General features: G+C 43.7%; 14 protein-coding genes and 1 pseudogene. 7 read left to right on the top strand and 8 right to left on the bottom strand.

Going from position 1 to position 22,257, the window contains the following annotated elements:
- Positions 1-67: 67 nt before the first annotated feature.
- From QUA13_RS17645 to QUA13_RS17625, 5 genes are all read right to left on the bottom strand, one after another.
- Positions 68-1,987: a tetratricopeptide repeat protein gene (locus QUA13_RS17645; RefSeq protein ID WP_333200503.1), complete on the bottom strand. Its 1,920-nt coding sequence runs from the start codon at positions 1,985-1,987 to the stop codon at positions 68-70.
- Positions 1,980-6,071 (bottom strand): tetratricopeptide repeat protein, encoded by a 4,092-nt coding sequence (locus QUA13_RS17640; RefSeq protein WP_333200501.1) that lies wholly within the window; start codon positions 6,069-6,071, stop codon positions 1,980-1,982. Before QUA13_RS17640 ends, QUA13_RS17645 begins: the two co-directional genes overlap by 8 nt.
- Positions 6,072-6,095: 24 nt before the next feature.
- Positions 6,096-8,927, bottom strand: a complete 2,832-nt coding sequence (locus tag QUA13_RS17635) for a tetratricopeptide repeat protein (protein ID WP_333200499.1) — start codon at positions 8,925-8,927, stop codon at positions 6,096-6,098.
- A 538-nt stretch (positions 8,928-9,465) separates the two neighbouring features.
- Positions 9,466-10,323, bottom strand: coding sequence for a calcium-binding protein (locus QUA13_RS17630; protein ID WP_333200497.1), 858 nt, complete (start codon positions 10,321-10,323; stop codon positions 9,466-9,468).
- A gap of 528 nt (positions 10,324-10,851) precedes the next feature.
- The gene (locus tag QUA13_RS17625) at positions 10,852-10,986 is read right to left on the bottom strand and encodes a hypothetical protein (protein ID WP_333200495.1); all 135 of its coding nucleotides are present in this window, start codon (positions 10,984-10,986) and stop codon (positions 10,852-10,854) included.
- 687 nt (positions 10,987-11,673) lie between these two features.
- On the opposite strand from QUA13_RS17625, the pseudogene QUA13_RS17620 reads away from it, so the two are divergent.
- Both QUA13_RS17620 and QUA13_RS17615 read left to right on the top strand, forming a co-directional pair.
- Positions 11,674-12,419: pseudogene (locus tag QUA13_RS17620) on the top strand (IS1 family transposase).
- Between the two features lie 35 nt (positions 12,420-12,454).
- The gene (locus QUA13_RS17615; protein ID WP_333200492.1) at positions 12,455-12,691 is read left to right on the top strand and encodes a hypothetical protein; all 237 of its coding nucleotides are present in this window, start codon (positions 12,455-12,457) and stop codon (positions 12,689-12,691) included.
- Between the two features lie 152 nt (positions 12,692-12,843).
- Here QUA13_RS17615 and QUA13_RS17610 read toward each other — a convergent pair whose 3' ends face one another.
- A complete protein-coding gene (locus QUA13_RS17610) occupies positions 12,844-13,032 on the bottom strand; it encodes a hypothetical protein (RefSeq protein WP_333200490.1) in 189 nt (62 codons plus the stop codon).
- 1,636 nt (positions 13,033-14,668) lie between these two features.
- On the opposite strand from QUA13_RS17610, the gene QUA13_RS17605 reads away from it, so the two are divergent.
- Together QUA13_RS17605 and QUA13_RS17600 are read left to right on the top strand one after the other, a co-directional pair.
- On the top strand, positions 14,669-14,866 hold the full coding sequence (locus tag QUA13_RS17605) for a hypothetical protein (RefSeq protein WP_333194062.1): 198 nt from the start codon (positions 14,669-14,671) through the stop codon (positions 14,864-14,866).
- Between the two features lie 717 nt (positions 14,867-15,583).
- Positions 15,584-15,784, top strand: a complete 201-nt coding sequence (locus tag QUA13_RS17600) for a hypothetical protein (RefSeq protein ID WP_172186381.1) — start codon at positions 15,584-15,586, stop codon at positions 15,782-15,784.
- A 146-nt stretch (positions 15,785-15,930) separates the two neighbouring features.
- Here the strand turns inward: QUA13_RS17600 and QUA13_RS17595 are convergent, their stop codons facing one another.
- Positions 15,931-16,680 carry a pentapeptide repeat-containing protein gene (locus tag QUA13_RS17595; RefSeq protein WP_333194060.1) on the bottom strand — a complete coding sequence of 250 codons (750 nt, stop codon included), beginning with the start codon at positions 16,678-16,680 and terminating at the stop codon, positions 15,931-15,933.
- 54 nt (positions 16,681-16,734) lie between these two features.
- Here QUA13_RS17595 and QUA13_RS17590 point away from each other — a divergent pair, with 54 nt between their 5' ends.
- Entirely contained in the window at positions 16,735-17,247 is a 513-nt protein-coding gene (locus QUA13_RS17590; protein ID WP_333194059.1) for a phosphoribosyltransferase family protein, read from the top strand.
- 357 nt (positions 17,248-17,604) lie between these two features.
- Here the strand turns inward: QUA13_RS17590 and dxr are convergent, their stop codons facing one another.
- On the bottom strand, positions 17,605-18,795 hold the full coding sequence (gene dxr, locus QUA13_RS17585; RefSeq protein ID WP_333200488.1) for a 1-deoxy-D-xylulose-5-phosphate reductoisomerase: 1,191 nt from the start codon (positions 18,793-18,795) through the stop codon (positions 17,605-17,607).
- A 127-nt stretch (positions 18,796-18,922) separates the two neighbouring features.
- Between dxr and QUA13_RS17580 the strand changes: the two genes are divergently transcribed.
- Together QUA13_RS17580 and QUA13_RS17575 are read left to right on the top strand one after the other, a co-directional pair.
- A complete protein-coding gene (locus tag QUA13_RS17580) occupies positions 18,923-20,536 on the top strand; it encodes a DUF2079 domain-containing protein (RefSeq protein ID WP_333200539.1) in 1,614 nt (537 codons plus the stop codon).
- Positions 20,537-20,596: 60 nt separating this feature from the next.
- On the top strand, positions 20,597-21,988 hold the full coding sequence (locus QUA13_RS17575) for a DUF2079 domain-containing protein (protein ID WP_333200486.1): 1,392 nt from the start codon (positions 20,597-20,599) through the stop codon (positions 21,986-21,988).
- Positions 21,989-22,257: the final 269 nt, after the last annotated feature.

Genomic DNA, 22,257 nt, shown 5'->3' with positions numbered 1-22,257 from the left:
ATTCGGTAAAAAACTCGGTTTCTGGCCACCCGTGCTTAAGTCCTGAAAGTAGCAAAAATAAAGTTTATTACCAATTAAAATTTGTGTTTAAATACTCTTCTAGTTGCTGATTGTAAGGTCGAAAATAATCCCTCAACCAATCGCGAACCGATTGATTGACCGGCTGGTAAGAACCGGGATTAGCATTTTGGTATTCAGACAATTGATATTCCGGCAAATCTAAGAATTCTAAAACTTGCTTGACTGTTGTCGCCGCACCTGCATAAAAATCTTCGCTTTTCAAAATTAACAACTGTTCTCTGGGAAAGAAAGCCCGCCATTTTTTGATAAATTCTATGTACCTACCGCGAGCTAAATAATTCCCCGGTTCCTCGCCGATGATGTATTCTGGATTTTGACTCAACCGTTCAATTTCATCGCTAATTACTCGATCGAGCGATCGCGCTTCCCAATTTAAGCCAGTCAAGCGGTAAAATTGAGAAATCGCCCGATCGACCGGATTTCGCAAAAGTACAATCAGTTTCGCCTGTGGAAACAGGCTGTAGAGACGTTCCGGTGCTTCCCGAGAGTCAAAATAGCTCGGACTTGCTTCGCCCGTCAAAAATTGCTCCCCGGCTGGCATTGGCGGAAAATGAGCCAAATACCAATCAATCCCCCTGTCAAAGTGCCACGAGAAAAAATCCATCTCCTTTTTAATCGGAGTCAAAATTTGCGGGTGTTGAGCTAAATAAGTATACAGAGAAGTCGTCCCGCACCGCTGACAACCAATAATTATAAAATTAGGAACTTTGACTGGTTTTAAGTTCCAATTTTGTGGAACAGGCATCTTGCCTGTCTCTGCTTGTGGAACAGGCATCTTGCCTGTCTCTGCTTGTATAACAGGCATCTTGCCTGTCTCTGCTTGTGGAACAGGCAAGATGCCTGTTCTCTTACTGATAAGAGATGCAAAACTTTGTTTGTAACTGACAGTTCGATAAAAATCAATCGCCTCGGCAATTTTACCTTGCCTCGTCAAAGCTTCCCCCAAATTCAGATAAGACCAAAAAGCCTCCGGCTTAGCTGCAACAACTTCGCGGCACAAGTTTTCAACTTCATCTAGCTTGTTTTGTCTAACAAAAACTTCCCACAAATTGTAATAAAACCACCAAGGAAGATCGGGATTTATTTTTATTGCTTGGCAAAATGCCTCCGCCGCTTCCTCCCAATATTTTTGGTGGCTCAAAACGGCACCTAAATTGTAATAAGACCAGCAATCATCGGGTTTTTGGGCGACAGTTGCGCGAGATGAGGCTAATGCGCGATCCTCTTCGAGGGCTTCGCTAACGCACTTTTCTTGCTGCTGCAACAACTCTTCTAATTCTGCTGACCGTTCAGCACAACTCGGCATAGTTGTCAATAGCAATTTGTAAATAATAATTGCACTTTTTGGGCGATCGTACTGTGCTAAATTCTTTCCTAACTGCCAATAAAATTCCCGATTTTCCGGTGTAATTTGCAATTTAAATTGTTCTAACACCAACTTCAAATCAGACTCTGTTTGTCCGACAGCATATCCCAACTTCTCGTAAATTCCCGGCAAATCTCCGTCAATTTCAACAGCTTTTAAATAGCTGGCGATAGCTTCATCCCACTGTTTTAGTTTAGTTAAAGCGTCGCCTAAATTGCAAAAAGACCAAGCAAAATCCGAGTTGAGTGCAATCTCGCAGCGGTAAGCAACAGCAGCCTCTTCCCATTGCTGAAGTTTCAGCAAAGCATCACCCAGATTGTGATAAGACCAAGAAAAATCGGGATTTAACTCAACAGATTTTTTGTAAGCAGCGACAGCTTCCTCCCATTTTTCAAGTTTCAGCAAAACATCGCCCAAACTGTGATAAGACCAAGAAAAATTAGGATTTAATTCAATAGCTTTTTTGTACGCAGAAACAGCCTCATCAAGCCGACCGCTTTCTTGCAGGGAATTACCCAAATCGTGATAGTCATTATCCATGCAAAACTCCTGCAATAGTCATTAATTTTTCCAGCGAGTTCAAATCCAGCCGCATATCTTTATGTAAGGGTTTTGTCGGAGTTCCATCATCAACCAAATCGCCAATTAAATAGTAATGTTCCAAACCGCATAAATTGCTAATCATCCAATAGCAATACGGAACGTAAAGGGGAGAAAAAATCTCAATTACCTTAGTTCCTGGACTGCAAAAAACTAGATTAGTCAATCCCCCTCCGTGAGGTGCGACAACTACTTTAGCAGCCGCCAAACACGCTGCTTGTTCCGCTACCGACATCGTTTCCAACTTGACACTGCGAAACCCAAATTTTTCTAAGTATTTAATTACCTCTTCATCGTTGACAATTCGTCGATAGGATGCTTGTTGGCGGCTGATATAAATCCGCTCAGAATAGTCTGTGCTTAGTGGCTGTTGTTCATTTAAAAATGTCTTTCTGAGATATTCACACTTCCATTTAGAAACTGCCCCCGATCCGTTATAAGATATTGACGGAACTATTAATTTATCGGTTGTAAAGTGTAAACTGCAGCGACTTTCTAAAAGTTTATCTTGAGGAATCCCTAAAGCCTCTAAAGTTTCTGCTTGATAGGAAGAATCCCTGGCATTGACAATAAACTTATCTATAGTTTCTATCAATCCGCTCCGCTGTAAAAGGTCAAATCGCGTAATCACATCAAACATCCAATGAAAATAAGCGGCTCCACCCCAGCGAGCAGATAAAAAAGCCACATTTCCATCGACGTGTTCAGCGGGAGGCAATTTGTCGGAAGTGATTACCAATTCAGCACAACCCATTGAAATATCAGTAACAAGTTTATTTTCTGAAGTAATAACGGCCGTAGTCACAACATCTGCCCAAGCTCGTCCGTTTGGCAATACGGCAACAAAAGCTTTTCTTGAATGACTTTGATGTTCCCAAAATCTGCTGTTGCTGTCAATTGTTTTGGAATACGATAAATTGATGTGACTAGCCGGATGGATGTCAATGCAGGTGAGGTTAGGATTGGATTCTGCTGCAACGGTCAAATCTTCTGTAAACCCACAGTATTTTTTGAGAACACTTAAGGGTAATATTTGATTGCTGTATTCTCCGCGATCGCTCTCATCGACTTCTCCTTGTTGTTCCAGAGCATAACCTATATTATCGTAAGCTTCAAACAAATCGGGTTGAATTTGCAATGCTTGAACTAAATTAGTGATTGCCGGTTCCCACTGCTGTTTGGCAATTAAACTCAAACCCAATCCTTCGTAACACCAACAGGATTTTGGATCGAGATTTATGCCTTGCTCATAAATTGCGATCGCCCTTTCCAATTCCCCTTGATTCCGCAGTGCATCGCCCAACTTTTTGTACAGCCAACTATGCTCAGGTTCTAGCTCAATAGCACTACCAAAAGCCACTGCTGCTTCGGGCCAATTTTCTTGTGATTCCAGAACTTCTCCCAAACTATTGTACAGCCAACAATCATCGGGATTTAATTCAATAGCTTTGCGGCAAGCTGTCGCCGCGTCCTCCCAATTTTCCAGTGCAACCAAAGCCTTACCTAATCTCTCATAAGACCAACAAAAATCGGGATTCAGTTCAACTAACTTGCGGTAACTAACAGCAGCTTCCTCCCAATCAGAAAGCTCCATCAGCACATCGCCTAAATTGTTGTAAGTCCAACAAAAATCGGGATTTAACTCAATAGCTTTGCGGTAAGCAGTAGCGGCTTCGCCCTGTTCCTCAATCGCCTGCAAAGTTTCCCCCAAAAAGTAGTAAGCCCAACTAAAATTAGGGTTTAGTGCGATCGCCTTTTGGTAAGCAGCCCGAGCTTCCTCAAACAGTTCTTTCTCTTGCAGAGTTTTACCCAACTTGTGGTGAGTTAAGTAGTTGCCAGACTTAATTTTAATAGCTGTTTGATAGCGGGCGCTCGCCTCATCCAAATAACCCGCATTTGCCGCAATATCCCCCAACTTTTCCCAACCCTGAGACAACAGAGTTTGCTCTTCGCCCAAACTTTGATTGCCGATTTTTTTAACAATCAGTTGATAGCCTTTGTGTATTACTTCTAACTGACTTCCAAACATCTCCAAAAAAACATCTATCCCAATTTTAGTATCTTGCTCCGGGCTGTCGGGAAACGTAAACTCGTAATCATCAAAAATCATCAGCCCCCCAACTTTCACCAACCTCCAAGATAAAATCGCATCTTGCAGAGCACTGGTAGGTTTGTGACAGCCGTCAATGTAAGCAACATCGTAATATTCCGAAGTCAAATCCACTAACAAATCTTGAGAGTAACCTTCTAATTCAATTACCCGATCGGCTGCTCCAGTTTTAACAATATTGCCCTTAAAATGTTCTTGGAAATACAAATCAATACAAGTAATCTTTGCTGTCGGATGAGTTAAAATATTATCCAGCAGCCAGCAAGCCGACATTCCTTGAAAACTGCCGATTTCCACAACTTGAAAATCCGCAATTCCGGTAAATTCCTGCAAATGCCGTTTCCAAATAGGAATATTGTGGGTAAACCAATCTTGGGTAAATTGATAATCTTTCGCCGCACACTCAGCCCAACCCCTCAATTCGGCCGCTTTTTGGTGGCAAATAATTGCTTCTTCTAATTCGCCTAATTGCGGTAAAATATTTCCTAAATCGTTGTAAGGCTTAGAATTGCTCGGATCGAGATCAATTTGGTGGCGGTAAGTGGCAATTTGTGCGTATAACTCCTGTTGTTTCGCCCGAACATCATGCAGTTGGGCGACAACTGCCTCAGCATTGGGTTCAATTTGCAGTGCCATGCTATAAAATACGATCGCACCTTCCAACTGCTTCTGTTTCGCTAAACTATTCCCTAAATTTATATAAAACTCCGCTCCATCTAACTCAATTCCCAGCAAGTTGTGGTAATATTTCCCGCTTGCAAGTACCTCAATAGCTTGACAGTAAGTTTCGATTGTGCTGTCTAAACCCGATTCGCTTCGCTTGCGCAAAACATATCCCAACCTCTGATTGATTCCCGTCAAATTCGGATCGATCTGAACCGCGTGCAGGTAAGCGCTAACAGCTTCATCCCAGGATTTTTCACAGGTTAAGGCAATTCCCAAATTGCAATAAAACCAAGGAATATTTGAATTTATTTCAATAGCTTTGCGGTAGCAACTAATAGCTTCAGACCACTGTTTTTTGTGAGCAAAAGCGTCCCCTAAACAATTGTATGCCCAGTAGGAATTATCATTAATTTCAAGAGTTTGACGGTAACATTTAATTGCTGCATCAAACTCGCGCTTTTGCATCAAAACATTGCCCAAACCAAGGTGAGCACGAGCGTAGTTGGGATTGATTTCAAGGCTTTTGTTGTAACAGGCGATCGCCCGATCTAATTCACCTCGCTCCGCCCAAGTTTTACCCAAACAGTGGTAAGATTCAAAAGAATTTGGATTGATCGCAAGGGCTTGTCGGTAATTGGCAATCGCCTCATCCCACCGTTTCTCCCGGACCAGCATTTCCCCCAAATTGTGATAAGCTGTTGCCAGCTTCGGGTTTAACCCAATTGCCCGCGAATAACATTCAATAGCGCGATCGAACTTTCCCAATTCAACAAAACTATTTCCCAGAGTGACGTGCTCGTCAGCAGTTGCCCAATTCGGCTCGATATTAAAAGCTTGATACCAACAGTCTGCCGCCTCTTCTGGCTTCTCTACCTGCGTCCAAACTCTCGCCAACTGCCGATAAGCCGCAGCAAAATTTGGCGCTAGCGAAATCGCTTTTTCACAATTTGCGATCGCCTTTTCCCACTGTTTTCCTTGAGAATACAAACTGCCGAGATTAGCGTAAACTTCCGGCAAATTTGGATTGCGATCGATCGCGCTTTCATACCACTGCTTAGCTTGCTCGATTTCACCTTGAACCTGCATCACCTTTCCCAGCGTCTGGCAAGCTGTAGACAAATTCGGTTCAATTTTCAACGCTAACTCGCAAGCAGCAACTGCCTCATTTAACCTTCCTTCGGCTAAATAAACTTCTGCTTGCCGACTCAAATCAACCGCTGCTTTTTCCATCTTCTCAATCGAGGGCATAATTAAACTTACTCCAGACGCCAACTAACCCAAACGCACCACTTCAACCATCCTTTTCAGCGAACTCAAGTTCACCAAAATATCCTCAGTCAGCGAATTCTGATACATCAACTGTCTAATAGGATAGCATTCAAAAGCCTCGCCCGCTAAAAAGTAATGTTCCAACTGCAAATATTGGCTGCTTCCCCAGTAATAATGGCTGATATAGTGAGGCGACACCAACTCAATTACTTTAGTTCCCTGGCGGCAAAAAATCGTATTTGTCAAGCCGCTGCCGTGGGCAGCAACTATCACCTCAGCGTGGTAAAAATGAGCAATTTGCTCTGCCAAAGACATCGACTCCGGCAAAATAGAAACAAAGCCAAATTGCTCCAAAACCTCAACCACATCTTCCTCGTTCAAAACTCGCCGATATCTCGCTTTGCTGCGGCTGATATAAATGCGTTTTGGATAGCTGGAACTAGGTATAATTCCCTTGAGAAACTCGCGCCTCAAAAAATCCATCGCCCACCCAGAAGGCCAGCCCAAATATCCCGCAAAAGACGGCACAATTAACTCTGTTGCTTGAATGTGAGGCAAGCGATCGCTCTCCAAGACTTTCTCTTCAGGAATGCCCAGAATTCTTAGACTTTCCCGCTGAAATTGGTGCTGACAACTATTCACCAAAAACCAATCAATTTCCGCCAAATCCCTACCGCTGAGCCGCAGCAATTCTATCCTCGGCAAAACATCGACCATCCAGTGAAAATAGACATTTCCCGACAAACCAGAAAGCACCGCCACGCTACCGTCAATTTGCTTTAAGGGCGGAAAGGATTCTAACTGAAAAACGCTGTGTTTTCTAACATCATGCTTTTCGCATCCCGGCAAAAACCCCGGATAATCTCTCGACACATCAGCCAATAAATAATTGTCAGGAGTAATTACAGCGATCGCTTTGCAAATCAGCCAATAATTTTCCTGCGGAACAATCCAAACTCGCCCCTTGGGAATCTGTGCCACAAAAGTCTTTGGCGACTCCACAGGTAGCGGTTGCAAGTTGGACAAACGGCAAACTCCCCAACCCAAATGCACCGGATCGAACCACTTAGAAATCCTTTGCAAACACAGCCCGCAAGTTAAACCCGTACAATCGGTATTTTCCGATTGCGAATTTGTTAGCAAAAATTGGGAATTATGAATATTTTTGGCACAGGCTTCTGGTGGATATTTCCAAACTATTTCCACATAATTGCCCGCCTCCAACTTAGCATTAACCAGCCAATCCCAACTCGATAAATAAATAGCGTGAGGAGGTTCTAAAGAATTGCTATCGGGCGAGATAAAACTCTTTTTAGTCCACTCTTTTTGCTCCCCATACCCGTGCAATTGCAACTCTAAAACCTTTTGATAATAATCGATCGCCCGATCCCAGCGCCCCTGTTTTTCCAGGAGTTTTGCCAACTCAAAATAAACCTGCAGTAAAGCAGGTTGAATCGTCAACGCCATGCGGTAAACTGCAATTGCTGCACTGAACCGCTGTTGCTGGGCTAAGGAATTTCCCACCCGCCAGTAAATCTCTGCATTTTGTGGCTGAATTTGCAAAGCTTTTTGATAATAAACGGTGGCCGATTCGTGTCCGCCGTACTCTGTTAAAGCATTTCCCAAATGCAAGTAAATTTCGGCTAAATAATTGTAAATTTCAGCAACAGGCAATTCGTGCTCTGGACTTGACAAATATCTAGCCGCACCCTTTTTTTTCTTTACTTTTAAATCCCTTAAATCTGTGACATCCGTGACATCGGTGACATCAGTAACATCCGTTATACAATCGGTTGCCGAACTTCCCATCAATGCTGCGAGAAATCGATCGCACGCAGCGATCGCTCTTGACAATTCATCATCTTCTACAGCAGCTATTCTGTGCCTTTTTGCCAAACGGCAGTACGCCTCAACAAAATCAGGCTTCAGAGCTATCGCCCGCTTAAAATAAGGCATGGCTTCCGGAACTTTACCCAAAACCATCAAAGAAAACCCGGCGTCTGTATAGCCCGAAATATGTTCGGGATTCAGCTCGATCGCGCGATCGAAACAAGCAACCGCCGCCGAATGTTCTCCCTGTATTTGCCACGCTTTCCCCAGATTGTAGTGAGCCAAAACCATGTCCGGCTGCAACTCAATAGCTGTGAGGTAAGATGCGATCGCCCGAGCGGGATTTTTGTCCAGCAACGCTTGACCAAAATTATTGTGCAGCGTCGCCCAATCTGGCTTAATCTCGATCGCCCGTTGGTAAACCTCGATCGCCTCAGCAGCGCGATCGTCCTTCAGCAGAATCGCACCCAAATTGCTGTAAGCTTCCACGTAATCCGGCTTCAGAGCAATCACCTGTCGGTAGGTATCAATTGCCGCTTCGAGCTGATTATTTTCATCTAAAACCACAGCCAGATTGTAGAAAGCAAGTAGATAATTGGGGTTAAGAGCGATCGCCTTTCGGTAACAGTCGATCGCCCCCAACAAATTACCCTGATTGTGAAAAACATTTCCCAAGTTATAATGAACTTCCGGCCAGTCTGGTTTCAAATCCAGAGCTTGCCGGTAGTGAAAAACCGCCTCATCCAGCCACCAATATTCGCTGTAAAGTTGACCCAAATAAGCATGAGCCAGAAAAAACTGCGGCGAAATCTCCAAAGCTTGCACAAAAGCGTCTCTTGCGGCCGTCGGATCGCCTTGAGCTTCCAGAATTTCGCCTAAAGTGGTGTAAGCCGAGGGCGAAAACGGTTGAAGTTCGATCGCCCTTTTGCAAAACTCGATCGCCTCAGTTAACTTCCCCCTGTTCAAATAAACTTGGGCTTGCCGGATATATTCTTGAGTGTTCATTGATCGCCAGCAGTTGCGGTTACTTTACCGCTTCAGTAAAACTTAGAAATTCTGATTTAAAAACTTTGTATTTATATTTTGCCCGATCGGGCGATCGATTAATTTCACTAATTAATTGTTAAAATTTTTACGTTTGACGTTAAAGTTGACACCAATCCCCGAGTTTTACTTCCTACTTTCTTTTGCTTCTGAGACTCAAGCCTTATAAACGCCGTTTCTACGAGATACGACACTTTTGCTGGCAAATGAATTACAAAAAACTGGTTTCGCTCCGGGGCGGTGCCAAGAGCGCCTGCCCTCCGGGTTTCTGAGGTGTACTGAACTAACCTGGAATCTGCTGCTGTATCTTAGGTTTCCGGGCGAAGTATTTACCAATAAACCGACTTTCTGATTCCGCGTGCCTAAGTCCTGTCTCTACATTAAAGCTTTCAACTTCGCTCCGCCGCAGGCAGAATGAAGTTGAAAGCTTCCAAGACTTTCAGTAGTGTGAGAACAGCACCAGATAAAATATGGTGCTGCCCCACAACTGCCACTTGTTTTAGAACAACTCGAAGCTGTTCGAGGTAATTGTCAGACCAGTCTGCAACTGAGCAACAGTTAGCACTCCGTTGCTGCCGTTGAAGTACAACGCACCGCTTGTTGGGTCGTAGACCAACTTGTTCGTCGTGCCTGCTCCTGGGCTGGCTGCGTTGAAACCAGAAACGACTACAAACTCGGTGGCATCGAAGCTGCTGCCCAAACCAGAGAACACACCGCCCTGCTTCAAGCGGATCTTATCTTCGCCTGGGGTAAAGTCAGTGATCGTGTCTACGCCATAATCGCCACCGCTGGAGAAGAAGTAGAACGTATCGCTGCCAGCACCGCCCGTCAGGACATCACTTCCTCTGTCGCCAGAGATAAAGTCATTGCCAGAGCCACCATCGACAGTATCGTTATCTTTACCGCCGAACAGGCTGTCGTTGCCGTCGCCGCCGCCGACAACATCGTTGCCTTGGCCGCCATAGACTGTATCGCTCCCAGAGCCGCCGAGTACGGTGTCGTTGCCTCTGTCTCCAGAAATCAGGTCATTGCCATCACCGCCGTCTACGAGGTCATCACCTTTACCGGCAAAGATCACGTCATCGCCGGTGCCACCAGCTACCACATCGGCGCCGCTGCCTGAAAGGATGGTATCGTTGCCGTCGCCGCCGCCGACAGTGTCATTGCCGCCGCCGGTAATAATCAGGTCGTTGCCACCGCCACCAGCGACCAAATCGTTGGCCCCAAAAGTCAGGATGATATCGCCTTGGGCGGTGCCGTTTAACCTGTTACTCTCCTGGGTGCCGATAATGTTAGCGCCACCGCCCGGTCCCGGGTTTGAAGATACTGGTGTTGTTGGATTAGTTACCTGTGTCATTTACACTCCTCCTAAAGGATGAACCATTTTTCTACAATACACTTTTCTCTGCTATACAAAACCTGGCTAAGCTTATTTAAGCTCCACCATTCAACTAGAAGTAGTTTCTAGAGGGTCTGCTTCCTGCTTCTACCAAGGGAGTCGGCTCCTACTTGTCCACAGGCGTAAATTCGGGTGGAGCAGCACCCTATTTTTCAAATGAGTACAACTATTTTTTTTGAAGCTTTTAGCCAACGAAACCGGACATTGGTTGAGACCCTAATTGACCCGGCTGCCATAAGTTGTCATGTAATTTAAATTGTCCGTAAGGAGGTCGGGATCGCAAGTTGAATCCTGTATTCCTTGAGCAGCAAATATCGGTTGTTTCCTGCTGTGGACTCTCGACTCCACCACTCCCTCCCTCCTCTAACACCAAAATATTTCAACTAAACGTTTGTGAGTGTACCATACTGAGCTTCGATGCGGCTAGTCATTTTTAAAACAATAGCCGGGAAATACACATAAACCATTTTTAATCGGAGTATGCTCTCAAGATCGAGAAATCGCACCGGGCCCTTCTTGGCACTGTCGATCGCCGGGAAGTTCGATCGCCCGCAATCGGGCTGGAACTGAGTTGCGACTTTTAAGTACACTGTAGTTGACCAGACTTTTGATTTTCGCCAATAGTTCCCCAGAAATCAAAATTTTTTAGCTAGCTTTCAAAGCAAGCCCGCGTACGCTGGAGGCCGCATTCAATCAAAAGTGCGTCCCAACACAATCCCCGACGGACTCTTGAGGCTCATCACCTTAATTTTTCCACCGAAATCCCCCGCACTCAACCCAGGATTTTGGCTAAAAAACCCGGTTTTTCAACCCAAATAGGTCATTACAGCCATGAGCCGCATCCATCCCGACAATCTGACAATGCAGCGCTTGTGTTGGGAAGTTGAGATGAACGGTAGGCCGGTAGAGTGGTGACGGTACTGTCAGTCGATTTTAAATTTGAGATTTGAGATTTGAGATTTACTCCACAGATGAATCTGGGAGGTTGAACAAAGATCTAAAATTTTGGGCTGCTGGCGACTCCTGTCGGAAACTGGTATCCGTTTTTGGGCGGGGTCAAAGCTGAGAAGAAACTGCTGCGCATCTTGTACCAGTTTATAAACAGAATGCAACTGCCGGTAAACTCTAAACTCCGTCATCAATCCTTCCCCATCTAAAACCTCAAATCTCAAATCTCAAATGGTATTAATTGTCTCTTGGTTCGGGACACACTGTCAAACAGAAAAATATGCGGCGTTGCATATATTCATAACTATATTTAAAAATAGGAAGTGGCATAATAAAGGCAAAGTTGTTCAAAGTTCAAAAATGCAATGCCCAAAATGCAACGGTGAAGATGTAGTTAAAAATGGACATCGATACGGAAAAGAGTGCTATCGATGTAAGCAATGCAATCGCCAGTTTGTCGAAACCTATAGTCAGCGTGGATATTCCGAGGATGCCAAACAAATTTGCTCCTCTCATATACTGTAATGGCATGGGGCGCGAGACAAATTGAGCGTTGTAATGCTATCAGCCACAATAGTGTCATCAACTGGGTCAAAGAAACAGGGGAACCATTACCTGAAACTGAGGCAGTTGAAACCATACCAGAAGTAGGAGAAATCGACGAAATCCAGACATTTGTTGGCTCAAAAACAACAATATCCTTGTATAGACACCAGTCAATCATTTTGCTGAAGGCATTCTTGCTTGGACGTTAGGGGATAGCAGCAGTGACACTTTTGTTGCTTTGTGGAGGATGAGTAAAAATTGGTCTTGCTATTTCTGGGTCACTGAGGACTATTGTGTTTACCCAAAATATATCAACTCTGAAGACCATATTGTTTGCAAGACTTATATGACAAGGGTGGAAGGAGACAACACGAGATTAAGACATTATCTGGCGCGGGTTACATCGCAAGACCTTATGTTATTGCAAGTCTCAAGAGATGTTGCAACTTTCAATTAGTTTGTTGCTTTTTTATCTCAAGCACCAGATCAAAGATATTTCCCTGTTTTTCCTCGATCATTATCAATATATTCAACGCCGTTATGGGTTGACGCAATTGTAGTGATGGATAATTTACCTGTTCATCATGTCTAAGCCGTGGAAAGTTTGATTCAATCTGTCGGAGTTCAAGTGAAATGCTTATCTCCCTACTCGCCGAATTTATTTTCCATCGAGTTATGTTGGTCAAAAATTAAAGTAATTCTCGGTTCTGAAGCAGCTCAAACTTCAAATGTTCTTGATGAAGCGATCACTAAAGCTCTTAATGCTATTAATGATGAAAGTGCTTTAAACTGTTTTCATCGCTGTGGTCTATTTTTACAGCCAAATAGATAGTTAATTTTTGTAGTATCTTTGATGGCAAATAGCTGTAAGTAAAAATATTAACTTATCACAAAAAAAATTATTGCTAATTGTTAACTTCGAGCCGCTAATTAACAATTAGCGATTTCCAGGAAATTTGCTTCGGCATTCATAGAAAAGCTCTACTATTTATTCCGATGGTGTGCTTCTAGTTGCGCTGTTGGCGCGTTGGAATTGCTCTGGCTGTCGTACCTGTAGATGTGAGCGTCGCTCTCGAACATATAATTTATGGAAGTAGCTGCATAGTAGCTCAGCGCTAGCAGCGACACTAGATTAAGAATTCTATAAATTGGTTTCTCAGACACTTCGTTCATTTTTACTCCTACTTTTTATGCAAATAGCGAATGTGGATACAGGGACGGCACTTTTTTTTGAGAAGTTCCCAAACCCAAAAATCCAGCACCTCTAAAAATTCCGCTTGCTCGCGTTATACATTCGTCATGCCCGATCGCCCAAAATAAATCGTAGTTGAGATTTGAAACAGTTGTTGCCTATTTCATATTGCAGTCTCTGCTTTTAATTGTCTATCTAACTGCGGTAAGAGTTAGGCAATTTAGGCGCAAACGAACTCTACAATTTGCTTGTGAGAGCTGCTACACTTTTAAAAAATAGAGCTGTAAAAGGTTACAGGGCAAGGTGTCTAGCTTTTTTTAAGGCTAACCAAGGATTTTACCAAATTCGATTAATGGTGCGCAGTGGCCGGAAGTAATAAAAATTCTTAAGTGGGTCAGCGGAAGGCGAAAATATGTCTGAAGTTATAGTTTTGCCAGCAACAGGCCGTGTTACATTGCAGATTAATTTTGAGCTTGGTTGAGCTGGCAGATAATCTTTGAGTAAAAAATGTTGCGGTCGCTGTCCGACTATTTGTGTCTGACAATTTTGACTCAGCGACACCATTAAATCACGATGTTACAGAAGAAAAGTACGCGTCAGTCGATTTGATACTTTGCCATGAGACGTTAGGCGAGAGAGCAGTGGAGTCGCGCTCCGTCGAACGATTTGAGATTTTAGATTTACTCCACAGATGAATCTGGGAGCTTGAACAAGAGTCTAAAATTTTGGTCGGCTGGCGACTACTCTCGGAAACTTGTATCCGTTTTTGGGCGGGAGCGAAAAGCAGAAGGCAGAATTTGGAGCGGTAAAAAAATACTGTTTTAGGATTCAGGATTTTTATTGAATTCTACCTTATAACTGCATTTTTTTTACCATCAAACAAGATGATTTACTCGCTGCGAGGAGCGATGCAAGCCGGATCGTTTAGGACGAGATAACCGACTTTGTTTAAGCCAGTTACTTCCACAAATTATTATAATTCTTGATCGCATTGAGCTGTTTTTACAACAGACTTTTTGCTGGTAATTTGCAAAAGGGATAGGGGCAGAACAACAGGCCAAAACAGAGGGCCGAATATTAATGCTATCCAAGAGATCACGTCTTTTTTAGATGTCGCAGTATCATTCCAAAAACTTTTGAACCAAACAATAAAAACGATTAAGGCAATCGAAAAGTAGCTAATCATTATCATTTTTTTACTTGCCTGCCTAGAGATGGGATAGAAGTATTTATAAATATTGTATCTCAGGGTGTGGCTCGCCGATCGCAACTTTAGACCCTGTGATGCAAGCTGCAAGTGTCTAAAACCCAAAGTTTGACAGTTCTCCGAGTCCAGAGCCTGGGATGTAGAGGGGACGCACTCCCGCTGTGCAGCGGCGCTGGGGGCTAAAAGTCTTGCGATCAGGAGTTTTCGAGGTTTAGTCAAACCTTGAGGCTACCACCGCAATGACAGGTTATGCGATCGAGGTTTTTGGTTATCTGTGATTTAACTCACGTATACTCGCAGACTTCGGTCACAAATGGAGCTAAGAACGATCGCACAGCTTAGCCGACTGCTATCACCCTACTCTTTTCTCAAATCCTCGATACTACAATAGTCGAGTTCAACGATATTTCATGCAAGCTCTGACTTTAAAATCCGATCGCGCGATCGCTGAACTGTTCTATCAAGTCACCCGTTCAGGCAATCTGACTCGCACTCAAAGCCACGGACTGCCCGCACTCTGCGAAAGCGCTCTCAGCGAAGATGCCCGAGATGCAGTCAACCGCCTGCTTCACGCCATCCGCCGCGGATGGGTCAGGATTTCCGATTAGTCCTCTCACAAAAGAAGTTGAGATGAGTATTTCTACTTTTTCTCCTGTCAAGCTTTGCCAACAATAAGATTTTCGTGAGCAGGTCGCTGCATTAACCCTCTCCAAAAAAAGTTGTACTGCGATCGAAAAGCTCGAACCCGGTTTCTTAAAGAAGCCGGGATTTTTGATCTGAAGCAGTCAGCAGTCAGTAGCCTGTAGTCAGCAGTTACAGCAATTTTCAGGTTTATGGAGTAGGGTTGCAAGGGTTTGTCAACTATTTTGGTAAGTGCTTGGGATTAAGGTGTACTCTATTTGCCTGGAATCTGCTGTATTAAGTATATCCACGGAAAAAAACCCACGCCAAGACCTTCGGTAAATGTAACCAAAGGCAGATGTCTCAACAGCGTAAAACTTTTAGATTTAATTAAGTCGATCGATTTAGTTAGCAGTCATTAATTAGCCGTCATTAATCATCTAGATAATAGATAAATATTAATTTATTTGTCAGAGTTTCTTGACAACAAGTATAGATTTGGGATTGGCCAAAAGCGAGAAATCGGGACGGAGTTTGTGTTTCGAGTTGCAGGGCGAGCGAGAAAACATCCGATCCCCAAATCAGGCTGACACAAATCACCAATTAAGAGCGAATCGATCACATATAATTGCGTAGTTAAATCACATAAACATTGGGGAAATCAGTCAATACTGTCAAGAGTGAGTTCAAAAAACAAACACATGATGACAACCCAAACGCTTTTACCTCAATTTACTATTGCAGAGCTAGTCTTTCAGGTATATCACTCTGGTCTGCTGACTCCCACTCACCGACAACAGCTCAAGACAGCGCTGTTAAATGACAGTCTTACCGAAGAAGATCAAACAGCCATCAACCGCTTGCTCCACGCAGTTCGCCGCGGCTGGCTGAAAGTTGTAGATTAAACTCGGTTCTAAATTTTTTGCCACTACTCTTTAAATGCACTGTCACTTGAAGGCAGAATTAAATCCCTTAAAAAAATCAGGCATTAGCATAAATGTAGGGTGCGCAACAGGCACCCTGCTGTTTTAACTTCTATTTTCTCAGCTTATTAGTCAGAGATTGTGCCGTCAGGCATCATGGCCTCTCTCAGATTCGCTTCATCCAAATTTGTCCCGCGCAAAGAAGCTTGATGCAAGTTTGCTCCCCGGAGATTTGCTCCCTTAAGGGAAACTCCGCTCAAATTTGCTTGATGGAGATTTGCACAGCTCAAGTTAGCTCCGCTCAAATCGGCTCCCTTCAAATCAGCTTTTTCCAGATTTGCTTCCGTTAAATTTGCCCAACTCAGATTTGCTTGAGTTAGGTTAGCACGGCTGAGGTCAGCTTGTGTTAAGTTCGCATCGGTTAAATTGGCTTTGCTCAGGTTGATTCCGCAAAGCTTTACTTCTGTCAAGTTTGCACCTTGCAAGTTAGCGTTAACTGCATAAACTTGAATCAAAATTGCCCCCTGAAGGTTTGCATCTCTCATGTCTGCACCCCTGAGACTCGCCCCCGTTAAATCGGCCCCGCTGAAGACGACACTCCGCAAGATGGCTCCGCTCAAGTTCGCTCCCACCGCCTCGCATTCGCCAAAATTAGCGGACATGAGGTTGGCTTGAGAGAGGTTGGCTTGGCTGATATCTGCTTGATACAGATTAGCTCTGTAGAGGGTGAGGCCGAGCGAATTTGCACCTTTTAAATTAGCGTGACTCAGGTCTATATCGCGCAAATTTGTCCTTGACATATGAGCACCGCTCAGGTCTACTTTGTGAAAAACCCGTTCTCCGGCTGCATACCGTCTGAGAAGTTCCTCTGCATCCATGTCATTTTCCCCAAAATAATTAATAATACCTTTGATATTTCAATAATATTAGGAATGAGTAACCTTTACGTTTCTTGGGCTGAGTACCATCGGAAAATTGAGGATTTGGCTGTAAAAATTGAAGAATCTCAGTGGAAATTCGATCGAATTGTCTGTCTGGCGAGGGGAGGGCTGCGGGTTGGAGATACTCTGTCGCGGATTTTCGACAAACCTCTGGCCATTTTAGCTGCCTCGTCCTATGGTGGGGCCGAGGGAAAAGTCCGGGGTGCGATCGAGTTTGCCCGCGATTTGACAATGGTGGGCGATAATTTGGGCAGCCGCATTCTCCTGATTGACGATTTGGTGGATTCGGGAATTAGTTTGGAGCAAGGAATCGCTTGGCTGAAGAGTCGCTACGGCGAGGATATTCAGGAAATTCGGACTGCTGTACTCTGGTACAAGGCTTGTTCTGTTGCAAAGCCGGATTATTATGTAGATTATTTGGCTGACAATCCTTGGATTCACCAACCTTTTGAAATGTACGAAAAGATGAGTGCGGCTGATTTGGCGGCAAAAGTTCGGAGTTAGTCTATAAAAGGCTAACATCCGGTCAACTTTTAACATGGTTTGGGCGATATTTTGCACTTTTTGGCATAGTCCGTCAGGGGGGGAAACCCGTGTCTCATAGCTAAAGTCCTCTGAAATAAAACTGAATATTTATTAAAGTTGGGCAGTCGGTTTCAACTCACATCTTGCACCATTGTCAGCAACAGGCAAGATGCCTGTTCCACAAAGAGTGAATTTTCTTGTGGAACAGGCATCTTGCCTGTTCCTAAAAGGCTTATTGAGAATGGTGCAATATCTCAATTTCAACCAATTTTAGCTATGAGACGGGGTATTAATTCCCCAGCGGACTTGTGGGTAAGTGCAAGTCTGCTGATACAATTACCGAACCGAAAGAATACGATCGCCCAATTCTATACTATCTGCCAAAACTTCCTGCCGCGCCCACCGATCCGCCTCCAAAATATCGTCTAAAGCAGGACTTTCACAGTTATCGGCTTGATGTTTGTCGCAGGCTTTCTCAATCAACTTCGGAATATCCAAAAACTGAATCTTCTCCTCCAAAAACAGGGCTACCGCCTGTTCGTTGGCCGCATTCAGCACCGCAGGCATCGAACCGCCCGCACGTCCCGCTGCATAAGCCAACTGCATACAAGGATACTTTTCGTGGTCGGGTTCTCGGAAAGTCAAATCCCCAGCTTTTACCAAATCCAGCCGTTCCCAATCTGTATGAATTCGCTCCGGCCAAGACAAAGCGTAAAGCAGCGGCAATCGCATATCCGGCCAGCCCAATTGCGCCAAAACCGATGTATCTTGCAGCTCAATTAACGAGTGAATTATGCTCTGAGGATGGATGACAATATCAATGTCCTCATAATCCATCCCGAACAAGTAATGAGCCTCGATTACTTCTAATCCTTTATTCATCAAAGTAGCAGAATCAATTGTAATTTTCTGCCCCATCGACCAATTTGGATGTTTCAAAGCATCGGCTACTGTTACTCCTGCTAATTTCTCGATCGGCAAATCTCGAAAAGAACCCCCCGAAGCTGTGAGAATAATTCGCCGCAACCCGCCAACCCGAACACCTTGGAGGCATTGAAAAATAGCCGAATGTTCCGAGTCAGCAGGCAATATTTTAACGCCGTATTTTTCGATGAGGGGGTTGACAACGGGGCCCCCTGCGATTAATGTTTCTTTATTCGCTAAGGCGATATCTTTACCTGCTTTGATAGCCGCAATTGTTGGCAGCAAACCGGCACAGCCAACTATGCCGGTGACGACGGCTTGAGCGTCGCCATATTTGGCAACTTCGACAACGCCTGACTCGCCCGCAAGTAAAATAGGTTGAGGGTCGAGATCTGCGATCGCGTCCTTCAATTCCAGCAATTTATCTTCGTCGCAAATCGCGACAATTTCCGGTCTAAACTGGCGAATTTGCTGGGCCAGCAACGTTACATTTTGTCCGGCGGTTAACCCGACAATCCGAAATTGCTCGGGGTATTGAGCTACAATATCCAGAGTCTGAGTGCCGATGGAGCCTGTGGAGCCGAGAAGAGTTATTGCTTTCACAATTGTTTAATGTTTTGTGGGCTATTCTAATATTACGATTGCGGGGATTAAAATTAGCGGTTAACTATTGCGTGGAAAGCACATTCGAGGTAATCATATTTTGAGTGGTCAGTTAGTGCCAGATTTCATGCAGAATAGGGAAAATTTTCCTGATTCTAGTGAGGACATCAGTGTCTCTATCGCCGAAAATATAGAGGAAGGTCGATCGCAGCTACCGTCGAGTTTGGTTTGGGCGATCGCTACTGCTGCGGCAATCTTCTTTTTGTGTAGCAGTTTACGGCACGCTTTATTCCAATCAACTGCTTTCGATTTGGGAATTTTTGACCAAGCAATTTACTTGATCGGCCAAAACCAAACGCCTTTTTCTTCTTTAATGGGCATTCATATTTTGGGCGATCATGCAGCGGTAATCTATTATCCGCTAGCTTTGCTTTACAAAATCTACCCGGATGTGCATTGGCTGCTGTTGGTACAAGCAGTTGCTTTATCCCTGGGCGCTTGGCCTAGCTGGAGTTTAGCGCGTTTGGCCGGTTTAAATCAAGAACAATCCCGTGCCATCGCATTGATTTATTTGCTCTATCCGGTGGTATTTAACATCAATTTGTTTGATTTTCACCCGGAAGTAATCGCTTTACCCGCACTTTTGGCAGCAATTTTGGCGGCGCGTTTAAATAAAATTGTGTGGTTTTGTACCGCTATTCTGTTAATTTTGAGTTGCAAGGCGGTTTTGTCCATAACCGTTGCTGCTATTGGTTTATGGCTGTTTTTTTGCGAAAAAAAGCAACGGTGCGGGGCGATCGCACTTTTGCTCGGTGCAGCTTGGTTTTTGATAGCTTCCCAGAAAATCATCCCCTTCTTTAGCGGCAGCGAAGTCGCTGGAGTCGGGCGCTACAGCTATTTAGGCAAATCCGTACTAGAAATCATCATCAATCTCATATTAAAACCACAGTTAGTATTAGGCAAAATCCTTTCATTCGATACATTAAAATATTTATTTCTCCTCACCTTACCTGTGATTTGGCTGCTATTACCATTCTCGCGCAAACTACGCCTACAATATTTAACAGCGCTAATTCCTGCCATCCCTACCCTGCTGATCAATATCCTCTCTGACTTGCAATTTCAACGCAGCTTAGCCTATCAGTATTCAGTGCCTGTAATTCCCTTTTTATTGTTAGCAGCTATCGCGAAGGAAGAAACAAGGAAGAGAGAAGAAATAAGAGAAAACAAGGAAGAGGATAAAGCAAATAACCAACAGTTTTTAACATCTGTAAATTTGCCAAAATTTCCCTATAGCAAATTGGCAAATTTACCCTTTAAGAATTTCCGACTTCATCAACTCCGGCTAGGAATTCAATTGCCGAGAATCATGATAATTTGGTCGTTAATAATTTTCCTATTTCTGGGCGAATATAAAGATTTTTATCTGTACCTAAATAGACTAGATACCTGGCAAGCTACACGCGAAGCAGTCGCACAAGTTCAACCTCAAAGCAGTATTTTAACAGATAATAGACTTGCCCCTCACTTTGCCCACCGCCCAATAGTAAAATTGCTTTCACAAATTTCGCCCCAAACAAATTTAGCTGAATTTCAATACATATTATTAAACCTGCGCCATCCCTGGCCTGATACTGAAAAAATTGGTGATACCTTAGCAAATCAACTTAAAAACTCTCCAGATTTTAACTTAACTTATCAAAAGAACGAAGTTCGGCTATTTAAACGAATCGCTGATTAAACCAATAAAATGCTAACTTTAAAATCCCTAAAATCTCATCCAGTATTTTTAATAATTGTCGTGACAACGATAGTCTTATTTACCGCCAGCAGCGCGCGGCACGCTTTGTTTCAGTCAACTGCATTCGACTTAGCAATTTTTGACCAAGCAATTTATTTAATCTCCCAAAATCAAAGGCCATTTTCCTCTTTAATGGCAATAAATATTTGGGGCGATCACGCCGCTTTTATTTTCTATCCACTAGCTTTACTTTACAAAATATATCCAGATGTTCACTGGCTTTTTTTAGTGCAAGCTGTTTCCCTAGCTTTAGGCGCTTGGCCGACTTGGAGTTTGGCACGTCAAGCGGGATTAAACGAACGAAAAGCAATTGCAATTTCAGCCGTATATCTGCTTTATCCCGCAGTATTTAATGTCAATCTCTTCGACTTCCACCCAGAAGTAATTGCTTTGCCAGCACTGCTAGCAGCAATCTTAGCCGCGAGGCTGAATAAAACCTTGTGGTTTTGTGCTGCTATTGTATTAGTTTTGAGCTGCAAAGCCGTGCTATCTTTAACTGTGGCTGCGATGGGTTTGTGGCTGTTGTGTTTTGACAAAAAACGCAATTGTGGGCTCATAGCTCTATTTCTAGGCGCGGGTTGGTTCCTGGTAGCTACTCAGGCAGTTATACCGTATTTTAATCAGGGAAGAGAACACGCGGGAATCGGGCGATATCAATATTTGGGAAACTCGGTTTTGGAAATTGCTATTAATTTAATAGTGAAACCCAATCTAGTTTTAGGGCGTTTGTTTTCTTTAGATACTTTTGAATATTTAGCTTTATTGGTATTACCTATAATTTGGTGGCTGTCTCCGCGTCATCTGTCATCTTTAATTAGTGCTGTGCCGATGTTGGCGATGAATATTCTTTCCGATATCCCCGCTCAGCGGGATTTAATTCATCAATATTCTGTGCCGATATTGCCGTTTTTGTTGGTTGCCGTAATTTCCAGTTTAGCAGATAGCAATCAGCAAAAAGGAAAGACAATATTTGATAGATTGCCACTTCCTAATTATCCATTGCCTAGAGTCATTGTAATTTGGTCGTTGATTGCTTTCTTAGCTTTAGCAAAATACGGCTATTTCTGGACTATTTATTTAAATGGGCTCGACACTTTGCCAGCTACAAAAGAGGCAATTTCTCTTGTTGAAACCAAAGGCAGTGTTTTAACAAATGCTCAGATTGCTCCGCACTTAGCGCACCGCCCTGTAGTCAAAATAACTTTGGCTAACGAGCCGCCGGCCAATCTCGCAGAATTTGATTATGTATTGCTGAACCTCAGATATCCTGGCTGGATGAGCGATCGAGATTTTGTTAATAACTTAGTAACTCAACTAAAAAACACTCCTCAATTTCAACTAAAATATCAGCGAGACGACATATACCTATTTACCCAAAACGCTAACAAATAAATCATCTTCTCCTCCTTTAACTGGTTCCCAGGCTCTGCCTGGGAATCGATGTCAAGAGGCTCTGCCTCGCTTGCGGAGGAAAATTGGAGGCAGAGCCTCCGGATCTGTGTTACCAGGCAGAGCCTGGGAACCAGTAAATCAATTTAACCTTAATCCTCCACTTTCAAAGCCCTTCTTGCCAACTTCACGTAAGGAATGAAAAATAAATAAGTTGATGACTTATCGGTTATAATCAAAAAAGTGTGAGATGACAATTTTCACTCCTACAG

This window comes from Microcoleus sp. S28C3 (assembly GCF_036700785.1).
Classification (GTDB): Bacteria; Cyanobacteriota; Cyanobacteriia; order Cyanobacteriales; family Microcoleaceae; genus Microcoleus; species Microcoleus asticus.
The sequence above is the reverse complement of the archived record's forward strand: the minus strand, read 5'-3'. Positions and strand labels throughout refer to the sequence as shown.